The sequence below is a fragment of the Actinomycetota bacterium genome (genome assembly GCA_004297305.1).
Lineage (GTDB): Bacteria > Actinomycetota > Actinomycetes > S36-B12 > FW305-bin1 > FW305-bin1.
On record SCTR01000009.1, the window covers coordinates 41,124 to 63,884 of the forward strand.

Sequence of the window (22,761 nt, forward strand, 5' to 3'; positions counted from 1 at the left end):
CTTGGGTTCCCCGCCACACGACAGGCTCATGCGTCCGGGCCTATCGCCTGAAGAAACGACGAGGAGCCTGGTGAATGCCGACCTGGTCCCGAACGATGACATCATCGAGTGGTTCGCCTGGCACGACGGCTCCGAGTCGCCACGATGGGCACTTCCCGGCAGTTGCCTTGTTGCCACGTCTCTTGCAGAGAGCTTGGGGCTTCGGAATGAGATCTGGGATGTCGCGACAGACCTCGCAGCAGATGGACTGACCGGCGACAGGGGCACGGACATGTTCTATCGACGTGAGTGGCTGCCCATCGCCAGTACTACCGCTAGCGGCGGCCCCCTAGTTGTGGTCCTCGATGGGCGTCGTGCGGAGCCACCGATACTACGTGTCCAATGGGACAATGGGGAATCGGCAGCCTGGGAGACCGACCTACGGCTGGCCGACATCGTGCGGCACTGGACCAAGGTCTTGCAGACTGGCCGCTATCGCTTCTCCGTTGACGTCGACATGTGGGTCGGCAACCCGCGTGAATTGCCGCCAGAGCTTCAGATCTTGGCGCTAGTGGGCTGACAGGCCGTACCAGTCACCGGGAATGTTTGATCATCTTGGCGGGGGCGACCAGCGTGCCGCTGTCGCGTGGAGCGTGAGCTGTCCGAGAAGCCGGGTGCGTCCATCCACACGCGACCGAGGCCCATCGGGGCATCCCAGTCGCGGTTGACCCGGATCAGATCCGAACCTACATCTGCAGGGATTGTCGACGTCGATGGGCCCGGGTCGGCGTCCTGCCCATTCTGCCTGAGGCGATCCTGCCCGCAACGACGTTGCATCTCAGGCCGCCGACAGGTGAGTCAGGACGCGTCCGCGGCCTGGCAGCGCAACGCCCGGACCACCCCGTCGCGACCCTCGGCGACCAGCCGGGCAGCGGCGGGACCGAGGTCGCCCGCAGCAAGCGCCTCGTCGGTGAGCGCCACGGTCTGCGGGGTCGCGATGAGCGTCGGGTACAGCCCGATCGTGATGACCTGGGCGGTCTCGGCCGTCCTGGTACGCCAGACCTCGGGCAGCGCCTGGAAGTACGCCGAGGCGTACGGCTCCAACAGGTCGCGCTGGTCCGGCTGGTTGAACCCGACCACCGTGGCGGTCAGCAGGGCATTGGGCAGATCGTCGGAGTCGACGACGGCCGCCCAGGCGTCGGCCTTCGCGCTGCTCGTCGGCCGGCCGGCGCGCGCCTGAGCGGCCTGGCGCCGTCCGGTGGCCGTGTCGTCGCGTGCCAGTTCGCTGTCGATGTCGCTGGCGTCGGCTCGGCCGGTCGCACAGAGTCGTTGCAGCACAGTCCATCGCAGGTCGGTGTCGACGGCGAGTCCGTCGAGCGTGACGGCTCCGGTGAGCAGGCCGCTGACGACGTCGAGGTGGTCGGCGGTGCTGGCAGCGGACACGAATCCCCGCACGAACGCCAGCTGGTGGTCGGACCCCGCCGCCGCGTCGCGAGCTAGCTGCAGCAGGGCCGCGGCCAGCCGGTCGCGGTAGGCCTCGCGATGCGCTGCGGCGGCGTATAGGTCGATGGCGGTCTTGACCTGCCGCACGGTCTGCTGCACCACGCCGATGTCGGTCTCGACCGGCAGACCGGACAGCGCCAGGGTGAGGTAGGCGCCGGTGGAGATCTCCGCGTCGCGCACCATGTCCCAGGCGGCCCCCCAGATGATGGCTCGGGCCAACGACGATTCGATCGACCCCAGTCCGGCGGTCGCCGTTGCCAGCGACCGGTCGTCGAGCCGCACCTTGGCGAAGCTCAGGTCGTCGTCGTTGACCAGCAGCAGGTCCGGTACGGCGGCGCCTACGAGCTCGTCGACGCTGGTGTGTGCTCCGGTCACGTCCAGCTCGATCCGGCGGGTACGGACCAGGGACGCGCCCTGCTTGTCGTACAGCCCCAAGGCGATCCGGTGCGAACGCAGGGTGGGGGCAACGCCTTCCGGCACCGCCGGCGGCTCCTGCTCGATGGAGACCGCGGCGTACGTCCCGTCGTCGGCGACGGTGACCGCCGGCCGCAGCAGGTTCACCCCGGAGGTCTGCAGCCACTGCCGGGTCCAGTCGCCCAGCTCGCGGCCGGACGCGGCCTCGAGTTCGGTGAGCAGATCGGCCAGACTCGTGTTGCCCCAGGCGTGCCGGGCGAAGTAGGCCCGCAGGCCGTCGAAGAACTCCTTCTCCCCGACCCAGGCGACCAGTTGCCGCAGGGCCGCGGCACCCTTCGCGTAGGTGATGCCGTCGAAGTTCACCCGCACGGCGTCGAGGTCGACCATGTCCGCGGCGATCGGGTGGGTCGAGGGCAACTGGTCCTGGCGGTACGCCCACGCCTTGCGCTGATTGGCGAACGTGGTCCACGCGTCGGTGAAACGGGTCGCCGCCACGCTGGCGTGGTGGGCGGCCCACTCGGCGAAGGACTCGTTGAGCCACAGGTCGTCCCACCACCGCATGGTGACCAGGTCGCCGAACCACATGTGGGCCATCTCGTGCAGGATCGTGTTGGCGCGCTGCTCGTACGCCGCGTCGGTCACCCGGGAGCGGAAGACGTAGTCCTCCAGGAACGTCACGCAGCCGGCGTTCTCCATGGCGCCGGCGTTGAACTCCGGGACGAACAGCTGGTCGTACTTGCCGAACGGGTAGGGGGTGGCGAACGCCTGCTCGAAGAACGCGAAACCCTGCTTGGTCAGCAGCAGGATCTCGTCGGCGTCCAGATGTGGCGCCAGGGACGCGCGGCAGAAGACCCCGAGCGGGTAGGTGCCGGCCAGGCCGTCGTAGGAGTCGCGCACCACGTGGTACGGCCCGGCGACCAGCGCCGTGATGTACGTCGAGATCCGCGGCGTCGCAGCGAAAGCCCACTGCGCGCGGCCGGCGCCCACGTCGACCGGCTGCGGCGTCGGCGAGTTCGACACGACCTGCCAGTGGTCCGGCGCGATCACGGTCAGCGCGAACGTCGCCTTCTGGTCCGGCTGTTCGAAGCAGGCGTAAACCCGCCGGGCGTCCGCCGACTCGAACTGGGTGTAGAGGTACACCTCGTCGTCGACCGGATCGACGAACCGGTGCAGGCCCTCGCCGGTCCGCATGTAGGCGCAGTCGGCTTCGACGACCAGCTCGTTGTGCTCGGTCAGGTCCGACAGTGCGAGGCGGGCCCCGTCGTACGCCGCGGCCGGGTCCAGGGTCCGACCGTTGAGCGTCACCGAGTGCACGACGGGGGCGAGCAGGTCGATCCAGGTCGAGCCGCCGGCTGGCGCGGTGAAGTGGACGGTGGTCGTGCTGCGGAAGGTGTCGGGGCCGGTCGTCAGGTCGAGCCCGACGGCGTACGAGACCGCCTGGACCGTCGCCGAACGCTGTTGGGCCTCGGCCCGGCTGATGTTCTGGCTGCTCACCGGCGCTCCTCGGTCAAAGCCCGCCACGCCGGCCGGCGTCGAAGATCCTGCGTCGGCATCCTGCCACGGCCGGCCGGGGCGGTCCGGCGGCTGTGCCAGACTGCGCCGCATGTGGATCCATATCGGCAGCGACCACGCCGGATTCGCGCTGCGGGAAGCCATTGCGGCGCATCTGGCGGGGCTGGGACACGAGGTTGTCGACCATGGGCCCTACACGTTCGACCCGGACGACGACTACCCGTCGTACTGCATCGCCACGGCTGCGGCGGTGCTCGCCGACACCGACAGCCTCGGGTTCGTGATCGGCGGATCGGGCAACGGGGAGCAGATCGCGGCCAACCGCGTCCGGGGCATCCGGGCCGCCCTCGTGTGGAGTGTCGAGACCGCCCAGTTGGCGCGCGAGCACAACGACGCGCAGATCGCCGCGATCGGGGCCCGCATGCACGACGTCCCCACGGCGCTGACGTTCGTGGACGCCTTCGTGGACACGCCGTTCAGCAAGGGCGAGCGGCATCGCCGCCGGATCGCGCAGCTCGACGCCTACGAGGCCACTCACTGATCTCGGTGCCGTGACGTCGGGTGCCTTGATATCGCGTCCCTGACCGCAGGACGCCGCCGACGTGGCCCCGCCGTCCCGCGCTACAGGTCCGGTCGGAAGCCGCGCCAGACGGGGTGACGCAGCCGGCCGTCGCGGGTCCACCCGCTGAAGCTGACCTCACCGCGCAGCACCGGCCGGACCCAGTGGCCGCTGCGAGCGACGGCCGCCGGCAGTTCGCGGAACGGCGCGCTCGGTGTGGCCAGCCCGGCCAGCGTGGCGGTGGTCGCTCGCAGCGCCGCGTCGGTCCAGCCGGTGCCGACGGCGCCGACGTACCGCAGCAGGTCGCCGTCGGGCACTCCGACCAGCAGCGCACCGAAGTCCGTGCTGCGTCCGCCCGTCCCGGCGGTCCACCCACCGACGACGACGTCCTGGGTCTGCAGATGGCGCGTCTTGACCCACGCATCGCTGCGGACGCCCGGCCGGTACGACGCATCCCGTCGCTTGGCGATCACGCCTTCCAGGCCGTGCTCCCGGGTGAAGTCCAATGCTGCCTGTGCCGAACCGGCGAACCGGGGCGGCACCTGAACGCCGCCGGCGAGGCCCAGCCCGTCCAGCACGTCCCGGCGGTCGTCGTACGGCGTGCGGCACAGGTCCACGCCGCCCAGCTGCAGGACGTCGAAGACGAGGTAGGTCAACGGGATCCGGCGGGCCAGCGTGGCTGCCCGCGCCGGATCGGCCACGTGCATCCGTTCCTGCAGCAGGCCGAAATCCGGCGTCCCGGCGGGGCCGGTCGCGACGATCTCGCCGTCGAGGACGGCGCTGGTGGCGGTGCGCCGGCCCCAGTCCGTCAGCGCCTGGACCACCTCCGGGAACGACACCGACACGTCCCGACCGTTCCGGCTGACGAGCCGGACGGCTGCGGCCGACTGCGCCCCGGCGACGTCGATACCGGCGACGTCGATACCGGCGACGTCGATACCGGCGACGTCGATACCGGCAACGATGCGCAGGCCGTCCCATTTCAACTCGTACGACCACCGGCTCGGGTCGGTCGGCAGGGTGCCGGTGACCGCGAGCATGGGCCGCGGCAGGTCGACCGGGAGCCGGGCTGTCGTCACCGGATCACTATGCGCCCGGCGGCCCCTACGATCGCGACGTGGTCGAGCGCAACGTCCTGGGCGGAACGCTGCAACCGTGTGGCAACGACCCCGTCACGGGCTTCTACCGGGACGGGACGTGCCGGACCGGCACCGACGACCTCGGCAGCCACACCGTCTGCGCGGTGGTGACCGCAGAGTTCCTCGAACACTCCCGGTCGGTCGGCAACGACCTGAGCACGCCGCGGCCGGAGTTCGGCTTTCCCGGGCTGCGGCCGGGTGATCGCTGGTGCGTGGTGGCGCTGCGGTGGCGGCTGGCCGCGGCTGCGGGCGCGCCGACGCCGGTGGTGCTCGCGGCCACGCATGAGCGTGCGCTGCAGGTCGTCCCGCTGGCCGAACTGCGGGCCCATGCCGTCGATGTCCCGGACGATCCGGGCGCGCTGTTGCGTTGAGTGCCCTGCCTGCCGTCAGGGGCGCTGCGGCGGATCGATACCCGAGACCGGGCGCGGCCGGTAGGACGCCTCGAGTGCAGCTCGCTCGTCGTCGTCCAGTCGAAGCTGCAGCGCTGCCGTCGCGTCGGCGAGGTGCCCCGGCTTGGTCGCACCGATGATCGGCGCGGTGATGGCCGGGTTCTGCAGCACCCACGCCAGCGCGACCTGGGCCCGGCTGACGCCGCGGGCGGCGGCTACCGCACCGACGGCGTCGACGATCTCGGCTTCGGCCTGCGCACCGGCAGTGTCACCGACGTACAGGCTGGTGCCCAGTGGATCCGCCTGGGCCCGGCCGGTGACGGGTGCGGCCGGGTCGCGGCTGAGCCGGCCGCGCGCCATCGGGCTCCACGGGATCAGCCCGATCTGCTGATCGACGCAGAACGGAATCATTTCCCGTTCTTCTTCCCGGTACAGCAGGTTGTAGTGGTTCTGCATGCTGACGAAACGGGTCCAGCCGTGCAGCTCCGCGAGATACTGCGCCTGTACGAACTGCCAGGTGTGCATCGACGAGGCGCCCAGGTAACGGGCCTTGCCCGCCTTCACCACGTCGTGCAGCGCCTCGAGGGTTTCTTCGATCGGGGTTGCGGCGTCGAAGCGGTGGATCTGGTAGAGGTCGACGTAGTCGGTGCCGAGCCGGCGCAGACTGTGATCGATCTCGGCCAGGATCGCCTTGCGCGACAGGCCGGCGCCGTTCGGGCCCGGCCGCATCCGGCTGTTCACCTTGGTCGCGATGACGACGTCGTCGCGCCGGGTCGCGCCCAGCAGGATCCGGCCGGTGATCTCCTCGCTCGACCCGTCGGAGTAGACGTTCGCGGTGTCGAAGAAGTTGATCCCGGCGTCGAGCGCCTCGAAGAAGTACGCCGCGCTGGCGGCTTCGTCCAGCGTCCACTTCTGGATGCCGCGGTCCGGCTCGCCATAGCTCATGCAGCCCAGGCACAACCGCGACACCTCCAGTCCGGTGCCGCCCAGCCGGGTGTACTCCACGACGCGCCTCCCGAGTTGGCGCCATTGCGCCTCGCGGTGACCCTACGTCGTCGTCAACTGCGGGCGGCCGCACGGCGGCGCGCGTAGATTCCCCAGGCGTGGATCCCGTGCAGGCCCTGGAGCAGGTCGCCTTCCTGCTGGAACGGGAACTGGCCTCGACGTACAAGGTGCGCGCGTTCCGCCAGGCGGCCCGGGTGCTCGGTGATCTGGACCCCGACGAACTGCGGCGGCGGATCGACTCCGGGACGCTGACCGGCCTCGCCGGTATCGGTCCGGCGACCGCCGCGGTGGCCATGGAGGCCGCCGGCGGCGAGCTCCCTTCGTACCTCCGTGAGCTGCAGCAACGCGCGCCCGCGGAGCTGGCCCCGGGCGGTGGCCCGCTGCTGCGGCAGGTGCTTGGCGACCTGCACACCCACTCGGACTGGTCGGACGGCGGGTCGTCGATCGAGCAGATGGCTCGCACCGCGCAGGCGCTGGGCCGGCAGTACGTCGCCCTCACCGACCACTCGCCGCGGCTGACCGTCGCCCGGGGTCTGGATCCCGAGCGGCTGCGTCGCCAGCTGGACGTGGTGGCCGCGCTCAACGAATCGCTGGCGCCGTTCCGGATCCTGACCGGCATCGAAGTCGACATCCGCGAGGACGGCAGCCTGGATCAGACGCCGGAGTTGCTGGCCCGGGTGGACGTGGTCGTCGCCTCGGTCCACTCGAAACTGCGGATGGCTGCTGACGCCATGACCGAGCGGATGGTCCGAGCCGTCGCGAACCCGCACACCGACGTCCTGGGCCACTGCACCGGCCGGTTGATCCGGGGCAGGGGCCGGCCGGAGAGCACCTTCGATGCGGCGATCGTGTTCGAGGCCTGCCGGCGGTTCGACGTCGCCGTGGAGATCAACTCCCGGCCGGAGCGGTTGGACCCGCCGCGTCGGCTGCTGCGCCAGGCCGTCGAGGCCGGTTGTCTGGTGAGTATCGACACCGATGCGCACGCGCCGGGTCAGCTGGACTGGCTCGGCTACGGGTGCCAACGGGCGGTGGAATGTGCGGTACCGGCCGATCGGATCGTGACGACGTGGCCGGTTCACCAGGTGCTGGCGTGGACCGGGCGGGCGTCGTGACCGTTTCAGCGACCTGCTGCCGGGGGACGACGTCCCGGCGACCGCTGCGCCTGGCGCGGCGGTCGCCGTCATTGATGTCACATCGGCGGGGTCCGATCGGCCCGAGCGGAGGCCGGTCGACGTGATGAGGTGACGTTCGGGCGGCGGACTCGCCGCGAGGGCGGAGCACGCGACGACGGAGGACATGGTGCAGCTGTGGCCAGGCACGCCCTACCCCCTGGGCGCCACGTACGACGGCGCCGGGACGAACTTTGCGATCTTCTCGTCCGTCGCCGACCGGGTGGAGTTGTGCCTGTTCGATCCCGCCGGCAAGGAGACCAGGGCAGAGCTGACGGAGAAGGACGCCGAGGTGTGGCACGCCTATCTGCCCGGCGTGCAGCCCGGACAGCGCTACGGATTTCGCGTCCACGGTCCGTACGACCCGTCAGCGGGCCACCGCTGCAATCCGACGAAACTGCTGCTGGACCCGTACGCCAAGGCCATCGACGGCGACACCGCGACCGACGAGGCCTGTTACGGCTACCAATGGGCCGACCCGGACGAGCGCAACGACCTGGACTCGGCGCCGTACGTCCCGAAGTCCGTGGTCATCAACCCCTTCTTCGACTGGGCCGACGACCGGCCCCCTCGCACTCCGTACCACGACACCGTGATCTACGAGGCACACGTCAAGGGCCTGACGGCGCGGCATCCGCGGATCCCCGCCGAACTCCGGGGCAGCTACGCCGCGCTCGCCCATCCGGCGATGATCGAGCACTACCGACGCATCGGGGTCACCGCGATCGAATTGATGCCGGTGCACCAGTTCATGCAGGACACGCACCTGCTGCAGCGTGGCCTGCGCAACTACTGGGGATACAACACGATCGGCTTCTTCGCCCCGCACGGCGCGTACTCGGCCTGGGGGTCTGACGGCGAGCAGGTCGGCGAGTTCAAGGCGATGGTGCGCGAACTGCACAAGGCCGGCCTGGAAGTCATCCTCGACGTGGTCTACAACCACACGGCGGAGGGCAACGAGTTGGGCCCGACGCTGTCCATGCGCGGTATCGACAACGCTTCCTACTACCGGCTGGTGGAGACCGATCGCCAGCACTACTACGACACCACCGGGACCGGCAACAGCCTGCTCATGCGCCATCCCCATGTGCTGCAGCTGATTATGGATTCGCTGCGCTACTGGGTCCTGGAGATGCACGTCGACGGCTTCCGGTTCGACCTGGCCGCGACCCTGGCCCGGCAGTTCCACGAGGTCGACCGGCTCAGTGCCTTCTTCGACTTGGTGCAGCAGGATCCGATCGTGTCGCAGGTGAAGTTGATCGCCGAGCCGTGGGACCTCGGCGACGGTGGATACCAGGTCGGTGGCTTTCCGCCGCTGTGGACCGAGTGGAACGGCCTCTACCGCGACACCGTGCGTGACTTCTGGCGCGGCGAGCCGGGTTCGTTGCCGGACTTCGCCTCCCGGATCACCGGGTCGTCCGATCTGTACGAGAGCAGCGGTCGGCGGCCGAGTGCGTCGGTGAACTTCGTCACCGCCCACGACGGGTTCACGCTACGAGACCTGGTGAGCTACAACGAGAAGCACAACGACGCCAACGGCGAGCAGAATCGGGACGGCGAGAACCACAACCGTTCGTGGAACAGCGGTGTCGAAGGGGACACCGACGACGAGGAGGTCCTGACGCTGCGGCGGCGCCGGCAGCGCAACCTCGTGGCCACCTTGCTGCTGAGCCAGGGCGTGCCGATGCTGCTGCACGGCGACGAGATGGGCCGCACGCAGCGCGGCAACAACAACGCGTACTGCCAGGACGACGAGATCAGCTGGGTCGACTGGAGTCCGGCGTCGGTCGACGGGGGGCTGCTTTCCTTCGTGCATCAGGTGGTCGCGCTGCGTGCGCAGCATCCGGTCTTCCGGCGGCGCCGCTTCTTCCAGGGAGAGGACGTGCGCGGCGACGTCGACGCCGACATCGCGTGGCTGCGGCCCGACGGCAAGCCGGTCAGTGACGATGACTGGGGCAGCGGGTTCGCCCGGTCGATCGCGATGTACCTCAACGGTGCCGCGCTCCCGGATGTCGACTCGCGTGGCGAGCCCATCGTGGACGATTCGTTCCTGTTGCTGTTCAACGCCCACCACGAGGCGGTGGGTTTCCGGCTGCCGTACGGCGTGGGCTCTCGCTGGTCGATCGTGCTGGACACGACGCTGGAGCCCGGGACGCAGCGGCCGGGGCGGCCGCTGCGGGGCGGGCGCGTCCTGCAGGTCGTCGGCCGAGCTCTGGTGGTCCTGCGCCGTGAGGCGTGAGAGGCGGCGCGAAGCGCCGACCGCCACGTACCGGATCCAGCTGGGTCCGGACCGGGACTTCGCCGAACTGGCCGCGGACGTCGACCACCTGCACCGGCTCGGCGTCAGCCACGCCTACCTGTCGCCGGTGCTACAGGCGGCGCCCGGTTCGCAGCACGGCTACGACGTCATCGACCACGACCGCATCAACGACGAACTCGGTGGCGAGCCTGGGCTGCGTTCGGCGGCTCGCGCGCTGGCCAAAGCGGGCCTCGGCATCCTGCTGGACGTGGTTCCCAACCACATGGCGCTGACCACCCCGGAAAGCCACAACAAGGTGTTGTGGGGTGCGCTGCGTGACGGCGCCGGGTCGCCGTACGCCCGCTGGTTGGACGTCGACTGGGACCAGGAGCGCCCGCTGCTGATGCCGGTTCTCGGGCGTCGGATCGACGAATGCCTGGACGCCGGGGAGATCACCGTCGAACCGGCGGGCCCCGCCGGCGAACTCGTGGTCCGCTACTACGACCATGTGTTGCCGGTCGCCGCGGGCACCGAGCAGCTGCCGTTGGAAGAACTGCTCGCCGCGCAGCATTACCGGCTGGCCTATTGGCGTATCGCCGACGAAGAACTGAACTACCGCCGGTTCTTCGACGTGGACACCTTGATGGCGGTCCGGATGGAGGACCCGGAGGTGTTCGCGGCCACACACCGGCTGGTGCTGGCGCTGGTCGAGCAGAACGTGGTGCACGGTCTGCGGATCGATCACCCCGACGGCCTGGCCGATCCCGGCGGCTACCTGCGCCACCTGCACGAGGCGACGGCCGGTTGCTACGTCGTGGTGGAGAAGATCCTGGTCGGCGACGAGCTGCTGCCGCAGGACTGGGCCTGCGACGGTACGACCGGCTATGACGCGATGTACCGCATTACCAATGTGTTCGTCGACCCGGCCGGCGAGGCGGTGCTGCGAGCCGGGTTCCGCGAAGTCGCCGGGGTGACCGACGACTGGCCCGCAGTGGCCGAGCAGTCCCGTCGCGACGTGCTCGGCGGCCCGCTGGTCGCCGAGGTCGACCGGTTGGCCGGTCTGGCCTTCGAGATCTGCCAGCACGAACTACGGCTTCGGGACCACACCCGCCGCGGGCTGACCGAGGCGGTGGTCGAACTGCTGACCGCGGTCCCGGTCTACCGCGTGTACGTCACGCCCGGTACTCCCGCACCGGCCGCCGCCGCGGCGGTGCTTGAGCACGCCGCGACCGTCGCCGTGGCCGCCCGGCCCGACCGCGCCTCCGAGATCGCCTTGCTGGTCGACCTGGCGTTGGCGCGCCGCGGCAGCGACCGGCGCAAGGACGAGTTCTGCCGCCGGTTCCAGCAGACGACCGGCCCGGCCGTGGCCAAGGGCGTGGAGGACACCGCGACGTACCGATGGTTTCCGTTGTGCTGCCTCAATGACGTGGGCAGCGAGCCGGACGTCTTCGGGCTGACAGCGCCGCAGTTGCACCGGTGGGCAGCGCGCCGCCACCGGGACTGGCCCTTGGCACTCACCGCGACTTCGACACACGACGCCAAGCGCAGCGAGGACGTGCGCGCCAGAATCGCTGTGCTGTCGGAGATTCCGGGGGAGTGGACGACGACGGTACGGGCCTGGCGGGACATCGTCGGCACGATTGCGGCGCGCGCTCCGGAGGGCCTGATCGGCGACGAGCGGTTGGATTGGCTGGCCTGGCAGACGGTGGTCGGTGCCTGGCCGATCGACGAGACCCGGTTGCGGGAGTACCTGCTCAAGGCTGCCCGCGAGGCGAAACTGGTGACGTCGTGGGTGGCGCCGGTGAGCGAAGCCGAGCAGGCGATCGCGGACTTCGTCACGGCGTTGTTCGCCGACCAGCAGCTCGTCGGCAGCATCGGACAGGTCGTGGCACGGCTGCATCCCGGTTTCGTCCCCAATGTGCTCGGACAGCGGCTGCTGGCGTTGGTCCTGCCGGGCGTCGTGGACATCTACCAGGGCTGCGAGATCGTGTCGCTCCGGCTGGTCGATCCGGACAACCGGCACCGGCCGGATCCGCGGGACCTGGCCGCCGCGGTCGAACGCGGCTTGGCGGCCGTGCCGGATCCCGCCGCAGATCTGGATGCGGCCAAGGCGCGGCTGACGACGTTGGGCCTGCGGCTGCGCCGTGACGAGCCGGAGCTGCTCGGACCGGACGCGGCGTACCAGGGCCTGTTCGCCACCGGCGCGGCTGCTGATCATCTGGTGGCGGTGGCGCGGGGCGACCGGGTGGTCGGCCTGGTGACCCGCTGGGCGCTGGGCCTCGCGGCCGGCGGTGGGTGGCGCGACACACGGATCGCGCTGCCGCGGGGCCGCTGGTACGACGGACTCACCGAAACCGAGTACGTGGTGGGCGGCGAACCGGTCGAGGTCGCGGACCTTCTCCACGCGTGGCCGGTCGCCCTGCTGGTCCGGCAGGACGGCGCATGAGGCCGGAAAGACGCACAGTGCCCGAAGGAAACACAGTGCCCGAAGGAGGCACGGTGCCGGAGGGAGGACGGTGACGCCGTTGCTGCGCCGTTGGGCGCCGAGGGCCACCTCGCTGCGGCTGGTCAGCGACCGGCGCGAGATCGATCTGCTGCCCGATCCGGCAGCGCCGGGCTGGTTCAGTTGTGCCGCACCGGATCACGGTGAGCGCTACGACCTGCTGGTCGACGGCGACCTGGTGCGCCCCGATCCGCTGGGACGCTGGTTCCCCGACGGACTGGCCGCCGGCTGCTGGTGGGATGCCGCGTCGTACCGGTGGAACGACGCCGGCTGGCGCGGTCGGCCGCTGCAGGGCGGCGTCGTGTACGAACTGCACGTCGGCACCTTCACCCCGGCAGGCACCCTCGACGGCGCCGCGACGCGGTTGCCGCAGCTGGTGGACCTGGGCATCAGCCACGTGGAACTCATGCCGCTGGCTGCCTTCGACGGCGACCGGGGTTGGGGATACGACGGGGTGTGTCTCGATGCGGTCCAGGCCTCCTACGGTGGCCCGGATGCGTTGTGCCGCTTCGTCGATCAGGCTCACCAGGCCGGCCTGGCCGTGCTGCTGGACGTGGTGCACAACCACCTCGGTCCCAGCGGCAACACGTGGGAGCAGTTCGGGCCGTTCGTGACCGACCGGCACCACACGCCGTGGGGCGGTGCGGTCAACCTCGACGGTCCGGGATCCGACGACGTACGGCGGATCCTGATCGACAGCGCGTTGCAGTGGTTGCGGGAGTTCCACTTGGACGGCCTGCGGCTGGACGCGGTCCACGAACTGAGGGACGACCGTGCGGTGCATTTCCTCGCGGAGCTGTCCGAGGCGGTCGAGGATCTCGCGCGCGAGGTCGGCCGGCCGCTGACCCTGGTCGCCGAGAGCGACCGCAACGACCCGCGAACCGTCACTCCGACCCGTCACGGCGGATTGGGCATGACCGCGCAGTGGGACGACGACATCCACCACGCGCTGCACTGGCTGTTGACCGGCGAGACCAGCGGGTACTACGCCGACTTCGGTTCGGCGGAGGCGGTGGCGTACGCGTTCGAGCACGGCTTCCGTCACGACGGCGGATGGTCGTCGTTCCGGGGGAGAAGTCACGGCCGCCGCGTCGACTGGGCGATGACCGACCCGTGGCGCTTCGTCGTGTCACTGCAGACCCACGACCAGGTGGGCAACCGGGCGCAGGGGGAACGGTTGGGTGCGCTGTGCGGGCGCGACCGGCTCGCTGCCGGAGCGGCACTGCTGTTGTCGTTGCCCTACACCCCGATGCTGTTCATGGGTGAGGAGTGGGGTGCGCGGACACCCTGGCAGTTCTTCAGTTCGTTCGGCGACGCCGACCTGGGGCGGGCAGTCACCGAAGGGCGCCGAGCGGAGTTCGCCGCGCATGGCTGGCACGGCGACGACGTCCCCGACCCGCAGGACCGGCGTACCTTCGAACGCTCGCAGCTGTCGTGGGCTGCCGACGCAACGGACCGCGACGACGATCTGCTGCGGTGGTACGCCGACCTGATCGCGCTGCGTTCACAGCAGCCGGGTTTCGGCGCCGGCGTCGCTGATGGGGCGGCCACGGCGGCGGGTCTGACCTGTCGTTGGGCAGCAGCTGCCCTGGCGCCCTCGTGGTTCGCGGTGCATCGGGCGGAGTGGTCGACGGTGGTCGTGCTCGGCGAGGCCGAGACGATCGTCGACCTGGGCCGGCCGATTCTCGAGGTGGTTCTGGCGTGGGGGGACGCCGCGGCGACCGGGAGCACGCTGCGGTTGCCGCCGGGATCATCGGCAGTCGTGCGATGCGAGCCGTCGACCGCCGCCGGGCGTTGATCGGCCATTCCCTCGGGTGACCGGACCCGATACTGTCCGATCGTCCGAAATCGTCCTACCGGGTGTGTGGCGGGGAGTGCCGATGACTGCGGATGGGTTCGACGTCGACCTGCTCGTCGTCGGCGCCGGGATGGCCGGGATGACCGCTGCGGCGTACGCCGCCGGGCACGGGGCGTCCGTGCTGGTCGTCGAGAAGGCTGCCGAGATCGGCGGTTCGGCGCTGCTCAGCGGCGGCGGCCTGCTGCGGCCGCAGAGCGCCGCCGACCTGATGGCGATCAACCCCAGCGGCGATCCGAAGTTCGCCACGATGTTGTCGGAGGACTACGACGGCGCCATCGAGTGGATCGCGTCGACGGGTGTGGCCGTCACCGACGTGGACACCTCCATTCCCGCGGTCATGGGGTACCCGTCGGCGCTGCGGGGTTTCGACATCGGCGCCTACATCCCCCGCTGCCGCGCCATCGTGGAAAGTGCCGGCGGCCACGTCGTCCCGCTGACCGACGTCGAGGAACTCCTGGTGGCCGACGGCCGGGTGGTCGGGGCCCGGTTGCGCGACCGGGACGGCGTCAGCGACGTCCGCGCGCGGTGGACGCTGCTGGCCACCGGCGGCTTCCACAACAACCCCGAACTTCGTGCGCGGTACCTGGGCGGCAACGCCAAGACCATGTTGGTGCGGGGAAATCAGGTCAGCGACGGTGCGGGGCTGCGGCTGGCGCTGTCGGTCGGCGGGACGACGACGCCACTGATGAATCGCTTCTACGGACACACCGTGCCGTGGCCGCTGGACCACGAGTTCGTCAAAGCCGACTACGTCCGGTTGGCGCAGCACTACCTGTCGACTCACAGCGTGATCCTCGACAAGTCCGGGCACCGCATCGTGGACGAGTCGTTGGGTTACTACCGCAACTCGCAGGCGGTGCTGGCCAACGACGACGGCCGCGCCCTGCTCGTTGGCGACCAGCGGGTGCGAGAGGCCGACATGGCGGGCGGTGCGCCGGAGCGCACCCTGGGCTACGAGCGGCTGGACCGGATCACCGAGGCAGCGAAGGCGGGCGGGCACGCGATCGAGGCGCCGACCGTCGAGGAGCTGGACGAGTTGGTTCGCCCCTGGGGGTACCACGGCGTGGCCGCCGCGGTGGCCGCCTTCAACTCCCAGCTGCAGTCCGGGACCGAGCTGGACCCGCCCCGCAGCCGCAATCGGGATGCCATCGACCGCGGGCCGTTCTTCGCCATCGAGATCCAGCCGGCGATCACCAACACCTGGGGTGGGCTGCAGGTGAACGAGCGGATGCAGGTCGTGCGAAGCGACGGCGAGCCCGTGCCGGGCCTGTTGGCGACCGGCGCCGATCTCGGCGGCGCCTTCCACGAGAAGTACTGCAGCGGACTCAATCTGGCTTGTACGAGTGGCCTGCGGGCCGCGAAGCTGGCGTTGGACGGTCTTCGGCAAGAATGACTCCCAGCGCGTTCAGCCGCAGTCGAACGCCGCCCATCAGATGCGCCACGTCGTCACGGCCGTCGCCGAACCGGGGATTGGTCCCCCTCGTCCACCGGTCGTCGCGGCCGCCACGACGCGTCGACCGGACGTATCAGCGGGACTGGGGCGGGTACGACTCGGCTCGCAGCAGCCGGGCGAGGTGGGCGGCGTTGGTCGCGGTCGTCCGGTTGGTCTGCAGGACCCCCGCTGGACTGGCGGGAAGGTCCTGATAGTCCCGGTACTCGCCCTTGACGTCGTCGTGCCAGTAGGTCACGGCCTGCGCCGCTAGCGAGAAGCCGACGTCGTTCAGCGCTTGGAAGAGGACCGCGCTCACGTGGTGGGCGCCGTCTTCATTGCCCACGACCACCGCCACGGCGACCTTGCCGTACGTGAGGAGCCTGCCCTCGTCGTCGGTCTCGGACAGTTCGGCGTCAAGGCGTTCGAGGACTCGCTGGCACACGCTGGATTGCTGTCCGAGCCATGTCGGCGTCGCCAGGACGAGAATGTCGGCCCGCAACAGCTGGGCCCGAAGCTCGGGCCACGCGTCGCCGCCGCCCATGTCGATCGCGACGGCGGGCTTGACGTCGTGATCCACCACCCGGACCACCTCGGTCTGCACGTCCAGTTTGTCGAATTCCGCAAGGACCTGAGTGGCCAGCAGTTCGGTGCTCGACGCGGCCGGCGATTGCTTCAGCGTGCAGACGAGCGCCAGCGCACGCAGGGGGGTGTCGCCGCCGTCGGAAGGGGTCACGGGCGGAACCCACGATCAGGTGCGTGCACGGTGTCCTCCTGGTGGGTCGGCAACCCGCGGCATGGTCGAGTCTGACCCGGTCGGCGTACCGCCGCATCCGCAACCGACCGCGCGCGGGCAGGGTGGAACGCCTGCGCCTCCCGGTGGCGCGGGCGTCGGTGACGGGGTAGGGATGGTGTGGATCGGCAACTGAGCAGGTCGGGATCGGCTCCGACGACGGCTCAGATCGGCTGATGCCACGAAGGCGTACGGCCCTGCACTCGTCCGCAACCGCGTCGCCCTGGTTCGGAGGTTATCGTGAAATTCGGGTACTTCCTGTCCAGTGAGGAGTTCGAGCCGCACCAGTTGATTTCCCAGGCGCTCGGCGCCGAACGTGCCGGACTGGACGCGCTGTGCATCTCCGATCACTTCCATCCCTGGCTGGACAGTCAGGGGCAGAGTTCGTTCGTCTGGTCGGTCGTCGGGGCGCTCGCCATGCGCGTTCAGTTGCCGATCACGACGGCCGTGACCTGCCCGATCGGCAGAGTCCACCCGGCGATCCTGGCGCAGGCGGCGGCGACGGCGGCGCTGTTGGTGCCCGGGGGATTCCGGTTCGGCATCGGCTCTGGCGAAGCCCTCAACGAGCACATCCTGGGCGAACCGTGGCCGCCGGTGTCGCAGCGATTGGACATGCTCGAGGAGGCCGTCGGGCTGATGCGCGAGCTGTGGGACGGCGGCATGACCACCTACCGTGGCCGCTACTTCCGAGTGGACAACGCGCGCCTCTACTCGTTGCCGGACACCCCGGTGCCGGTCTACGTGTCCGGCTTCGGGCCCGAGTCGGCAACGCTGGCCGGGCGTATCGGCGACGGTTTCGTCTCGACCAAACCCGACCTCGACCTCGTCGGCGCCTTCCGACGCGCTGGCGGCGGTACCAAGCCCGCGCAGCTGAGCACGAAGGTGTGTTGGGCACCCACCGAGGCCGAAGCGGTCTCCCTCGCTCATGGCCGGTGGCGCAACGAACTGGTCCCCGGCCAGGCCTCCCAGGAGCTCCCGTTGCCAACGCATTTCGAGCAGGTCAGCGAGTTGGTGACCGAGGACGCGGTGCGCGCGATGAAGGCGTGCGGTCCCGACGCCGGGCGTCACGTCGAGGTTCTGACGCCGTTCGTGCAGTCGGGCTACGACGAGTTGTACCTGAACAACATCGGGCCGTATCAGGACGAGTTCTTCGCGATGTACCGCGACGAAGTGATCCCGGAGCTGCGCCGACTCGCAGCGCACGCTGCCGCGTCCTCGGCGCAGCCGGGTTCGGACTGACAGGAGGTGCAGCGGTGGCCAAGGCCGCAGACAAGAAGAGTTCGGACAAGAAAGGTTCGGGCAAGAGTCGTGGCGGCGGGTTGCGAGCTCAGGTGCGCAACAAGTTGCGTGCGAAGCAGTTCGCGTTTCCCAGGCAACGCAAGGAGCCGATCTACGACGCCAAGCACGTCCGGAATGCGATCTCCCGGTTCAACCAGGTCACCGACGTCAGCGACCGGCAGCGGGACGCGGCCTGGCGCCGGATCAAGCGGGCCGCGAAGAAGTACGGCGTGGACGTCTCGGAACGGTCCTGGCGCGAACTGGGCCGGCCGAAGGATTCGTCGAAGGGCAAGAAGGCCAGTGGCAAGGGCCGCGGTAGCAAGCCGAAGGGATAGCCGGCAGGAGATCGGCCGGCAGCTCGCGACCGGCTCACGATGACCGCTGCGGCGATCGGAGCATGCGCAGCACCGCCCGCTCGACCTTGCCGTGCACCGGAAGGTTGCGCCGGGCCCGCGGCAGGGACTGCCGCGGGAGGACGACGCCGTCGTCGAAGAGTTCCACCACCCGGGGATCGACGTAGGAGCTCCGCGCGACCGTGACGGTGTTCCCGAGGTAGTCGGCCACCCCGCGGTACGCGGCCACGACCGCTCGCTTGCGCGCGGTCGTGCCGGTGACACTGCCCTCGAAGGCGAGCAGCTGCGCCATGAGCACCGTCGCGTTCCAGGTCCGGAAGTCCTTGGCGGTGAAGTCGCCGCGCATCATTTCGTGGACGTGCTGGTTGACATCGGCACTGTGGATGTCGTGCCAGGCGTTGCCGTCGTTCCAGGCCAGCAACTCCGGGTCGTCGTCGTCGCGGTGGATCAACTCGGCGAGAACCTTGGCCAGTGCCGAGTCGACGACTCGTTGTTCGCGGTCCTTGGCGCCCTTGGCCACGTAGTGGAACGTGATGCTGTGGCCGCGGACGACGACGTGTTCGCGCCGGATCGTGGCCAGGCCGTAGGTGTCGTGCTGATCCGCGTAGGACTCCGACCCGATCCGGAACGATCCCAGGTCAAGCATGCGAAAGGCCGCAGCGAGGGCTCTCGACTTGGTGACGTCGTCGCCCTTCAATGCATTGGCGGTGTGGACCCGCGCCCTCGGTAGCCGGGCAGCCAGGTCGAGCACCCGGTCATGCTTGGCCGCGTCACGCTGGGTCCGCCACTGCGCGTGGTAGAGGTACTGACGCCGACCGGCGGCGTCGGTACCGACAGCTTGGATGTGCCCGTTGACGGCCGGGCTGATCCAGACGTCGGTCCAGGCCGGCGGGATCACCAGGTCGGCGATGCGCTGGAGGCTTGCGGGGTCTGCGATACGACTGCCGTGGGCGTCGAGGTACTCGAACCCGCGGCCCCGTCGCCGACGGCGCCAGCCCGGCTCGGCCGGCGACGATCGCCGCAGTCTCATCGGCCTCGTGCTGGGACCATCGTTGCCCTCTCGGACTGACCGGTTGGTTTCGGCCGAAAGTACGCCACGAATCGATGACCGGCACCTCGACGACTGCCGCCCCTGATGGCGGTGATCTTCTCCGGACGGTTCCGACCCGCCCGTCGCTGTTTGCGCCGGCCCGGCTCTGCTCACTACAGTGCCGGTGTTCCCTCGACTTCGCGCTGCTCGACCCGCCCGTCGAGGAAGGCCGGCCTGCTGACCGGCGTACGACCGATCGACGCTGCAGGTGCTGTTCGTCGCGCGTTCGATCGTCCTGTCGTCTCGTCATGGAGAACGTCATGGCTGCTGCCGTCGTCACGTCGTTGTACCGGTACCCCGTAAAGTCTGTCGGTGGCACGGCCATCGACCGTGTTCATGTCGAGGCCACGGGTCTCTGCGGCGATCGATTGTTCGCCTTCGTGGATGTCGAGTCCGGCAGCCCCTGCAATGCCAAGAACCCCCGCAAGTACGGCCGCATGCTGCTGTGCACCGCGTACTACCCGGACGAGCCGGTGCCCGGCGCACCCTTGCCGCCGGTCCATGTGCGGTTCCCGGACGGCAGGGTCGGCAGGCAGGGGGACGACCTGGACGACCTGATGTCCGGCTTCCTCGGACGGCGGGTGCAGCTCATCGACACCGTCCCGGAGAAGCTCACCGCCGAGTTCACCTGGGACGAGACGTCCGGCGTGGAGAAGAGCGGCCCGTACGCGAACGCCGTGCAGAACTCCGACGGCGACTACGTCAGCACAGTCGTGCTGACCCGCCGCTCGAGCCGTTTCGTCGATCTGACGCCGCTGCACATCGTCTCGATGTCCAGCGTCCGCCATTTCCAGGAGTTGGCGCCGGGGGCGAACTTCGATGCCCGGCGCTACCGTCCCTCGTTCGTCGTCGAGACTCCAGCTGCCGGCGCCAGCGAGGAGGCCTGGGTGGGCGGGTCGCTGCAGGCTCCGGGCGGGTTGCGAGCGGAGGTGGTCATGGTGACCCCCCGCTGCGTGATGTCCACGCTCGAGCACGCGCCGGACGTGCCGCTCGACCGCACCACGCTGCGCACGTTGGCCCGGCACAACACCCAGGACATTCCCGGCTTCGGCCGGGGCGCCTGCCTCGGCGTCTACGCCGACGTCGCCCAGGAAGGCGCGCTGTCGGTCGGCGACGCTCTGGAGTTCCGGGCCGGCAGCCCGCAGGAGGTCGAGGAACGAGCCGCCCGGTACGAGAGCAGCAGCCACCGGCGCCAGCGTGAGGCCCGCGAGCTGCAGCAGCGGGCAGCCGGGGAGGTCCAGTGAGTGTGGCCCGGCGGCCGGCCGGCGTCGCCGTCAGGAGCCGACGAGATTCTTGTCGATCATGCTCCCCGATGACCGGCGATTGCGGCTAGGCTGCATCGCCTGGTCGCTGCGGTGACCGGCTCGTCGCATCGGCGTATCCGTTGGATACCTGCGTTCGGGAGGACCACATGGCGGGTTTGATTGCTGAGTTCGGCACCGGACAGGTCTTTTGGTCGATGGTGTGGTTCTTCCTCTTCTTCATCTGGATCTGGTTGCTGATCGTGGTGTTCAGCGACATCTTCCGCAGCGAGGATCTGGGTGGCTGGGCGAAGGCCATCTGGTGCATCTTCGTCATCGTCCTGCCCTACCTGGGGGTTTTCGTCTACCTCATCGCCCGAGGGCACAAGATGCAGGAGCACGCCGTGCAGGCCGCCAAGGCCCAGGACACCGCACAACGGGAGTACATCCAGAGCGTGACCGGGAGCGGGACGAGTACCGCTGCCGAACTCGCCCGGCTGGCCGACCTGAAGAACTCCGGTGTCATCACCGACGCGGAGTTCCAGGCGGCAAAGGCCAAGACGCTCAACGGCTAGCACGGCGTATCCGTGTCGCCGGCGCTGGTCGTGGTAAGTCGGCACGCGTCGTGGTGATGGAGACAGGGCACAGCGCGGAGGCGGCGGGTGGATGATCAGGCGCCGTCAGCTGCCGGCGAAACGCCGTTGAACTTCCGGCTGGCCTTGCTGCTGGCCATGGCGATGTTCGTGCTGGTGGTGGACACCTCGCTGATGAACGTGTCCATCTCCGCCGTGGTTCGCGACCTGGACACCACCGTGAGCTCCGTCCAGTCGGCGATCGCCTTGGAAGCGCTGGTGTCAGCGGCGTTCATCCTGATCGGCAGCAAGGTCGGCGACCTGATCGGCCGGAAACGTGCCTACGTTCTGGGTCTGCTGGGCTACGCCGTCGGCGCATTGGCCATGACTGTCGCTCAGAGCATCACCGCGATCGTGATCTTCTGGGCCGTTGTCGGCGGCTTGGGCGCCTCCTTGCTGCTGCCGGCGATGCAGTCGCTGATCCACGGCAACTTCTCCGGTGTCGCGCAGAAGCGGGTGTACGCCTTGGTGGGTGCCGCGGCCGCGATCGCGGCCGCGGTGGGCCCGCTGCTGGGTGGCTTTATCACGACGTACCTGTCGTGGCGAGTGGCGTTCGGCCTCGAGGTCGTCGTGATCGTCGTGGTCCTCTCCGGGATCGGGCTGGTCCGCGAGGTCCCCTACACCGGACCGCGGCAGGTGGACCCGCTGGGAGCCGTGCTGTCGGTCGTCGGCATGGGCGGCCTGGTGTTGGGCATCCTGGTCTGGCAGGAAGGCGGCGAATTCGTCCTTGCCCTCCTGGTGCTCGGTGCGGCGGCGATGGGATGCCTCGTCGCCTGGCTGGTGCATCGCAAACGGCGCGGCCGGCCGACGCTGCTGGATCCGGATCTGTTCCGGTCCCACCTGTTCCGCTTCGGGATCAGCGGGCAGACGCTGCAGCAGATCGCTCTCGGCGGCACGATGATCGCGTTGCCGATCTACCTGCAGATGGTGCTGGAATACAACGCCATGCAAGCGGGACTATCCCTTGCCCCGTTGTCGCTGAGCATGTTCGGCGCAGCACTCGTGGCCGGGCGGCGGGCCGGCAAACGGCGTCCAGCGGTGGTCATCCAGGCCGGTTTCGTCCTGCTCCTGGTCGGGCTGGTCGTGCTGCTGCCGATCGTGCCGCGCGCCAGCAGTGGCTGGTATCTGGCGATCCCGCTGGTCGTCGCCGGCTGCGGGCTCGGCTTGTTGGTGTCACAGCTGAACAACTACACGCTGTCGCCGATCACCGAGGAGCGCGTCAGCGAAGCCGCCGGGGTGAACTCCGCGGCCGGGTCCTTCGGGCTCTCGTTCGGCCTGGCGTTCGCCGGCGCGATCATGCTGGCCACCCTGTCGTTCAGTTTCACGCGCCTGGCCGCCGACAGCGCCGTACTGGATCCCGCGCAACAGCAACAGGTCGCGACGGCGCTGAACGAGGACGCGGAGATCATGAGCAACACTGCGCTGGCCGCCCAGCTGTCCGGTCAGCCCGCGGACGTCCAGGCCGAAGTGATCCGGATCAATACCGACGCGCGACACCGAGCCCTGCAGGTTGCGTTGCTCGTCCCGATCCTGGCCAGTGTCGGTGGTTTGTTCGTGTCGTTCCGGATGCGGCGACTACCCGATCCCCGTCCGTCGAATGGTGTCGAGGGCATCGCCCTCGGTTGACCACACGGTGGCGTCCGTCGCGGGCGCTGCGGCGTTCGCGACCTGCCGGG

18 protein-coding genes are annotated in these 22,761 nt (G+C 69.5%); 13 read left to right on the forward strand and 5 right to left on the reverse strand.

What is annotated here, in order from left to right; translation table 11 throughout:
* Nucleotides 1-70: 70 nt before the first annotated feature.
* On the forward strand, nucleotides 71-559 hold the full coding sequence (locus EPO13_08685; protein TAK68853.1) for a hypothetical protein: 489 nt from the start codon (nucleotides 71-73) through the stop codon (nucleotides 557-559).
* Between the two features lie 278 nt (nucleotides 560-837).
* Here EPO13_08685 and pepN read toward each other — a convergent pair whose 3' ends face one another.
* Entirely contained in the window at nucleotides 838-3,390 is a 2,553-nt protein-coding gene (pepN, locus tag EPO13_08690) for an aminopeptidase N (protein ID TAK68854.1), read from the reverse strand.
* Between the two features lie 109 nt (nucleotides 3,391-3,499).
* Between pepN and EPO13_08695 the strand changes: the two genes are divergently transcribed.
* Nucleotides 3,500-3,949, forward strand: a complete 450-nt coding sequence (locus EPO13_08695) for a ribose-5-phosphate isomerase (GenBank protein TAK68855.1) — start codon at nucleotides 3,500-3,502, stop codon at nucleotides 3,947-3,949.
* A gap of 80 nt (nucleotides 3,950-4,029) precedes the next feature.
* Here the strand turns inward: EPO13_08695 and EPO13_08700 are convergent, their stop codons facing one another.
* The gene (locus tag EPO13_08700; GenBank protein ID TAK69038.1) at nucleotides 4,030-5,007 is read right to left on the reverse strand and encodes a hypothetical protein; all 978 of its coding nucleotides are present in this window, start codon (nucleotides 5,005-5,007) and stop codon (nucleotides 4,030-4,032) included.
* A gap of 77 nt (nucleotides 5,008-5,084) precedes the next feature.
* Here EPO13_08700 and EPO13_08705 point away from each other — a divergent pair, with 77 nt between their 5' ends.
* On the forward strand, nucleotides 5,085-5,477 hold the full coding sequence (locus tag EPO13_08705; protein ID TAK68856.1) for a DUF2237 family protein: 393 nt from the start codon (nucleotides 5,085-5,087) through the stop codon (nucleotides 5,475-5,477).
* Nucleotides 5,478-5,492: 15 nt separating this feature from the next.
* Here EPO13_08705 and EPO13_08710 read toward each other — a convergent pair whose 3' ends face one another.
* On the reverse strand, nucleotides 5,493-6,500 hold the full coding sequence (locus EPO13_08710) for an aldo/keto reductase (GenBank protein ID TAK68857.1): 1,008 nt from the start codon (nucleotides 6,498-6,500) through the stop codon (nucleotides 5,493-5,495).
* 98 nt (nucleotides 6,501-6,598) lie between these two features.
* Here EPO13_08710 and EPO13_08715 point away from each other — a divergent pair, with 98 nt between their 5' ends.
* From EPO13_08715 to EPO13_08735, 5 genes are all read left to right on the forward strand, one after another.
* Nucleotides 6,599-7,612 (forward strand): PHP domain-containing protein, encoded by a 1,014-nt coding sequence (locus EPO13_08715; protein TAK68858.1) that lies wholly within the window; start codon nucleotides 6,599-6,601, stop codon nucleotides 7,610-7,612.
* Between the two features lie 184 nt (nucleotides 7,613-7,796).
* Nucleotides 7,797-9,908, forward strand: a complete 2,112-nt coding sequence (gene glgX, locus EPO13_08720) for a glycogen debranching enzyme GlgX (protein ID TAK68859.1) — start codon at nucleotides 7,797-7,799, stop codon at nucleotides 9,906-9,908.
* Nucleotides 9,898-12,354, forward strand: coding sequence for a malto-oligosyltrehalose synthase (treY, locus tag EPO13_08725; GenBank protein TAK68860.1), 2,457 nt, complete (start codon nucleotides 9,898-9,900; stop codon nucleotides 12,352-12,354). Before glgX ends, treY begins: the two co-directional genes overlap by 11 nt.
* 79 nt (nucleotides 12,355-12,433) lie before the next feature.
* Nucleotides 12,434-14,209, forward strand: a complete 1,776-nt coding sequence (gene treZ / locus EPO13_08730) for a malto-oligosyltrehalose trehalohydrolase (GenBank protein TAK69039.1) — start codon at nucleotides 12,434-12,436, stop codon at nucleotides 14,207-14,209.
* A gap of 82 nt (nucleotides 14,210-14,291) precedes the next feature.
* Entirely contained in the window at nucleotides 14,292-15,662 is a 1,371-nt protein-coding gene (locus EPO13_08735; GenBank protein ID TAK68861.1) for an FAD-binding protein, read from the forward strand.
* 133 nt (nucleotides 15,663-15,795) lie between these two features.
* On the opposite strand, the gene EPO13_08740 is transcribed toward EPO13_08735, so the two are convergent.
* Nucleotides 15,796-16,404 carry a flavodoxin family protein gene (locus EPO13_08740; GenBank protein ID TAK69040.1) on the reverse strand — a complete coding sequence of 203 codons (609 nt, stop codon included), beginning with the start codon at nucleotides 16,402-16,404 and terminating at the stop codon, nucleotides 15,796-15,798.
* 324 nt (nucleotides 16,405-16,728) lie between these two features.
* Here EPO13_08740 and EPO13_08745 point away from each other — a divergent pair, with 324 nt between their 5' ends.
* Together EPO13_08745 and EPO13_08750 are read left to right on the forward strand one after the other, a co-directional pair.
* Complete coding sequence (locus EPO13_08745; GenBank protein TAK68862.1) at nucleotides 16,729-17,730, forward strand: TIGR03557 family F420-dependent LLM class oxidoreductase; 1,002 nt, start codon at nucleotides 16,729-16,731, stop codon at nucleotides 17,728-17,730.
* Nucleotides 17,731-17,810: 80 nt separating this feature from the next.
* Entirely contained in the window at nucleotides 17,811-18,104 is a 294-nt protein-coding gene (locus EPO13_08750) for a hypothetical protein (protein ID TAK69041.1), read from the forward strand.
* Nucleotides 18,105-18,138: 34 nt separating this feature from the next.
* Here EPO13_08750 and EPO13_08755 read toward each other — a convergent pair whose 3' ends face one another.
* The gene (locus EPO13_08755; protein TAK68863.1) at nucleotides 18,139-19,152 is read right to left on the reverse strand and encodes a DNA topoisomerase IB; all 1,014 of its coding nucleotides are present in this window, start codon (nucleotides 19,150-19,152) and stop codon (nucleotides 18,139-18,141) included.
* Nucleotides 19,153-19,226: 74 nt separating this feature from the next.
* Here EPO13_08755 and EPO13_08760 point away from each other — a divergent pair, with 74 nt between their 5' ends.
* The 3 genes from EPO13_08760 (at nucleotide 19,227) to EPO13_08770 (ending at nucleotide 22,711) form a co-directional block, all read left to right on the forward strand.
* Nucleotides 19,227-20,456 (forward strand): MOSC domain-containing protein, encoded by a 1,230-nt coding sequence (locus EPO13_08760; protein ID TAK68864.1) that lies wholly within the window; start codon nucleotides 19,227-19,229, stop codon nucleotides 20,454-20,456.
* Between the two features lie 167 nt (nucleotides 20,457-20,623).
* Entirely contained in the window at nucleotides 20,624-21,028 is a 405-nt protein-coding gene (locus EPO13_08765) for an SHOCT domain-containing protein (GenBank protein ID TAK68865.1), read from the forward strand.
* A gap of 156 nt (nucleotides 21,029-21,184) precedes the next feature.
* The gene (locus EPO13_08770; protein ID TAK69042.1) at nucleotides 21,185-22,711 is read left to right on the forward strand and encodes an MFS transporter; all 1,527 of its coding nucleotides are present in this window, start codon (nucleotides 21,185-21,187) and stop codon (nucleotides 22,709-22,711) included.
* Nucleotides 22,712-22,761 lie beyond the last annotated feature (50 nt).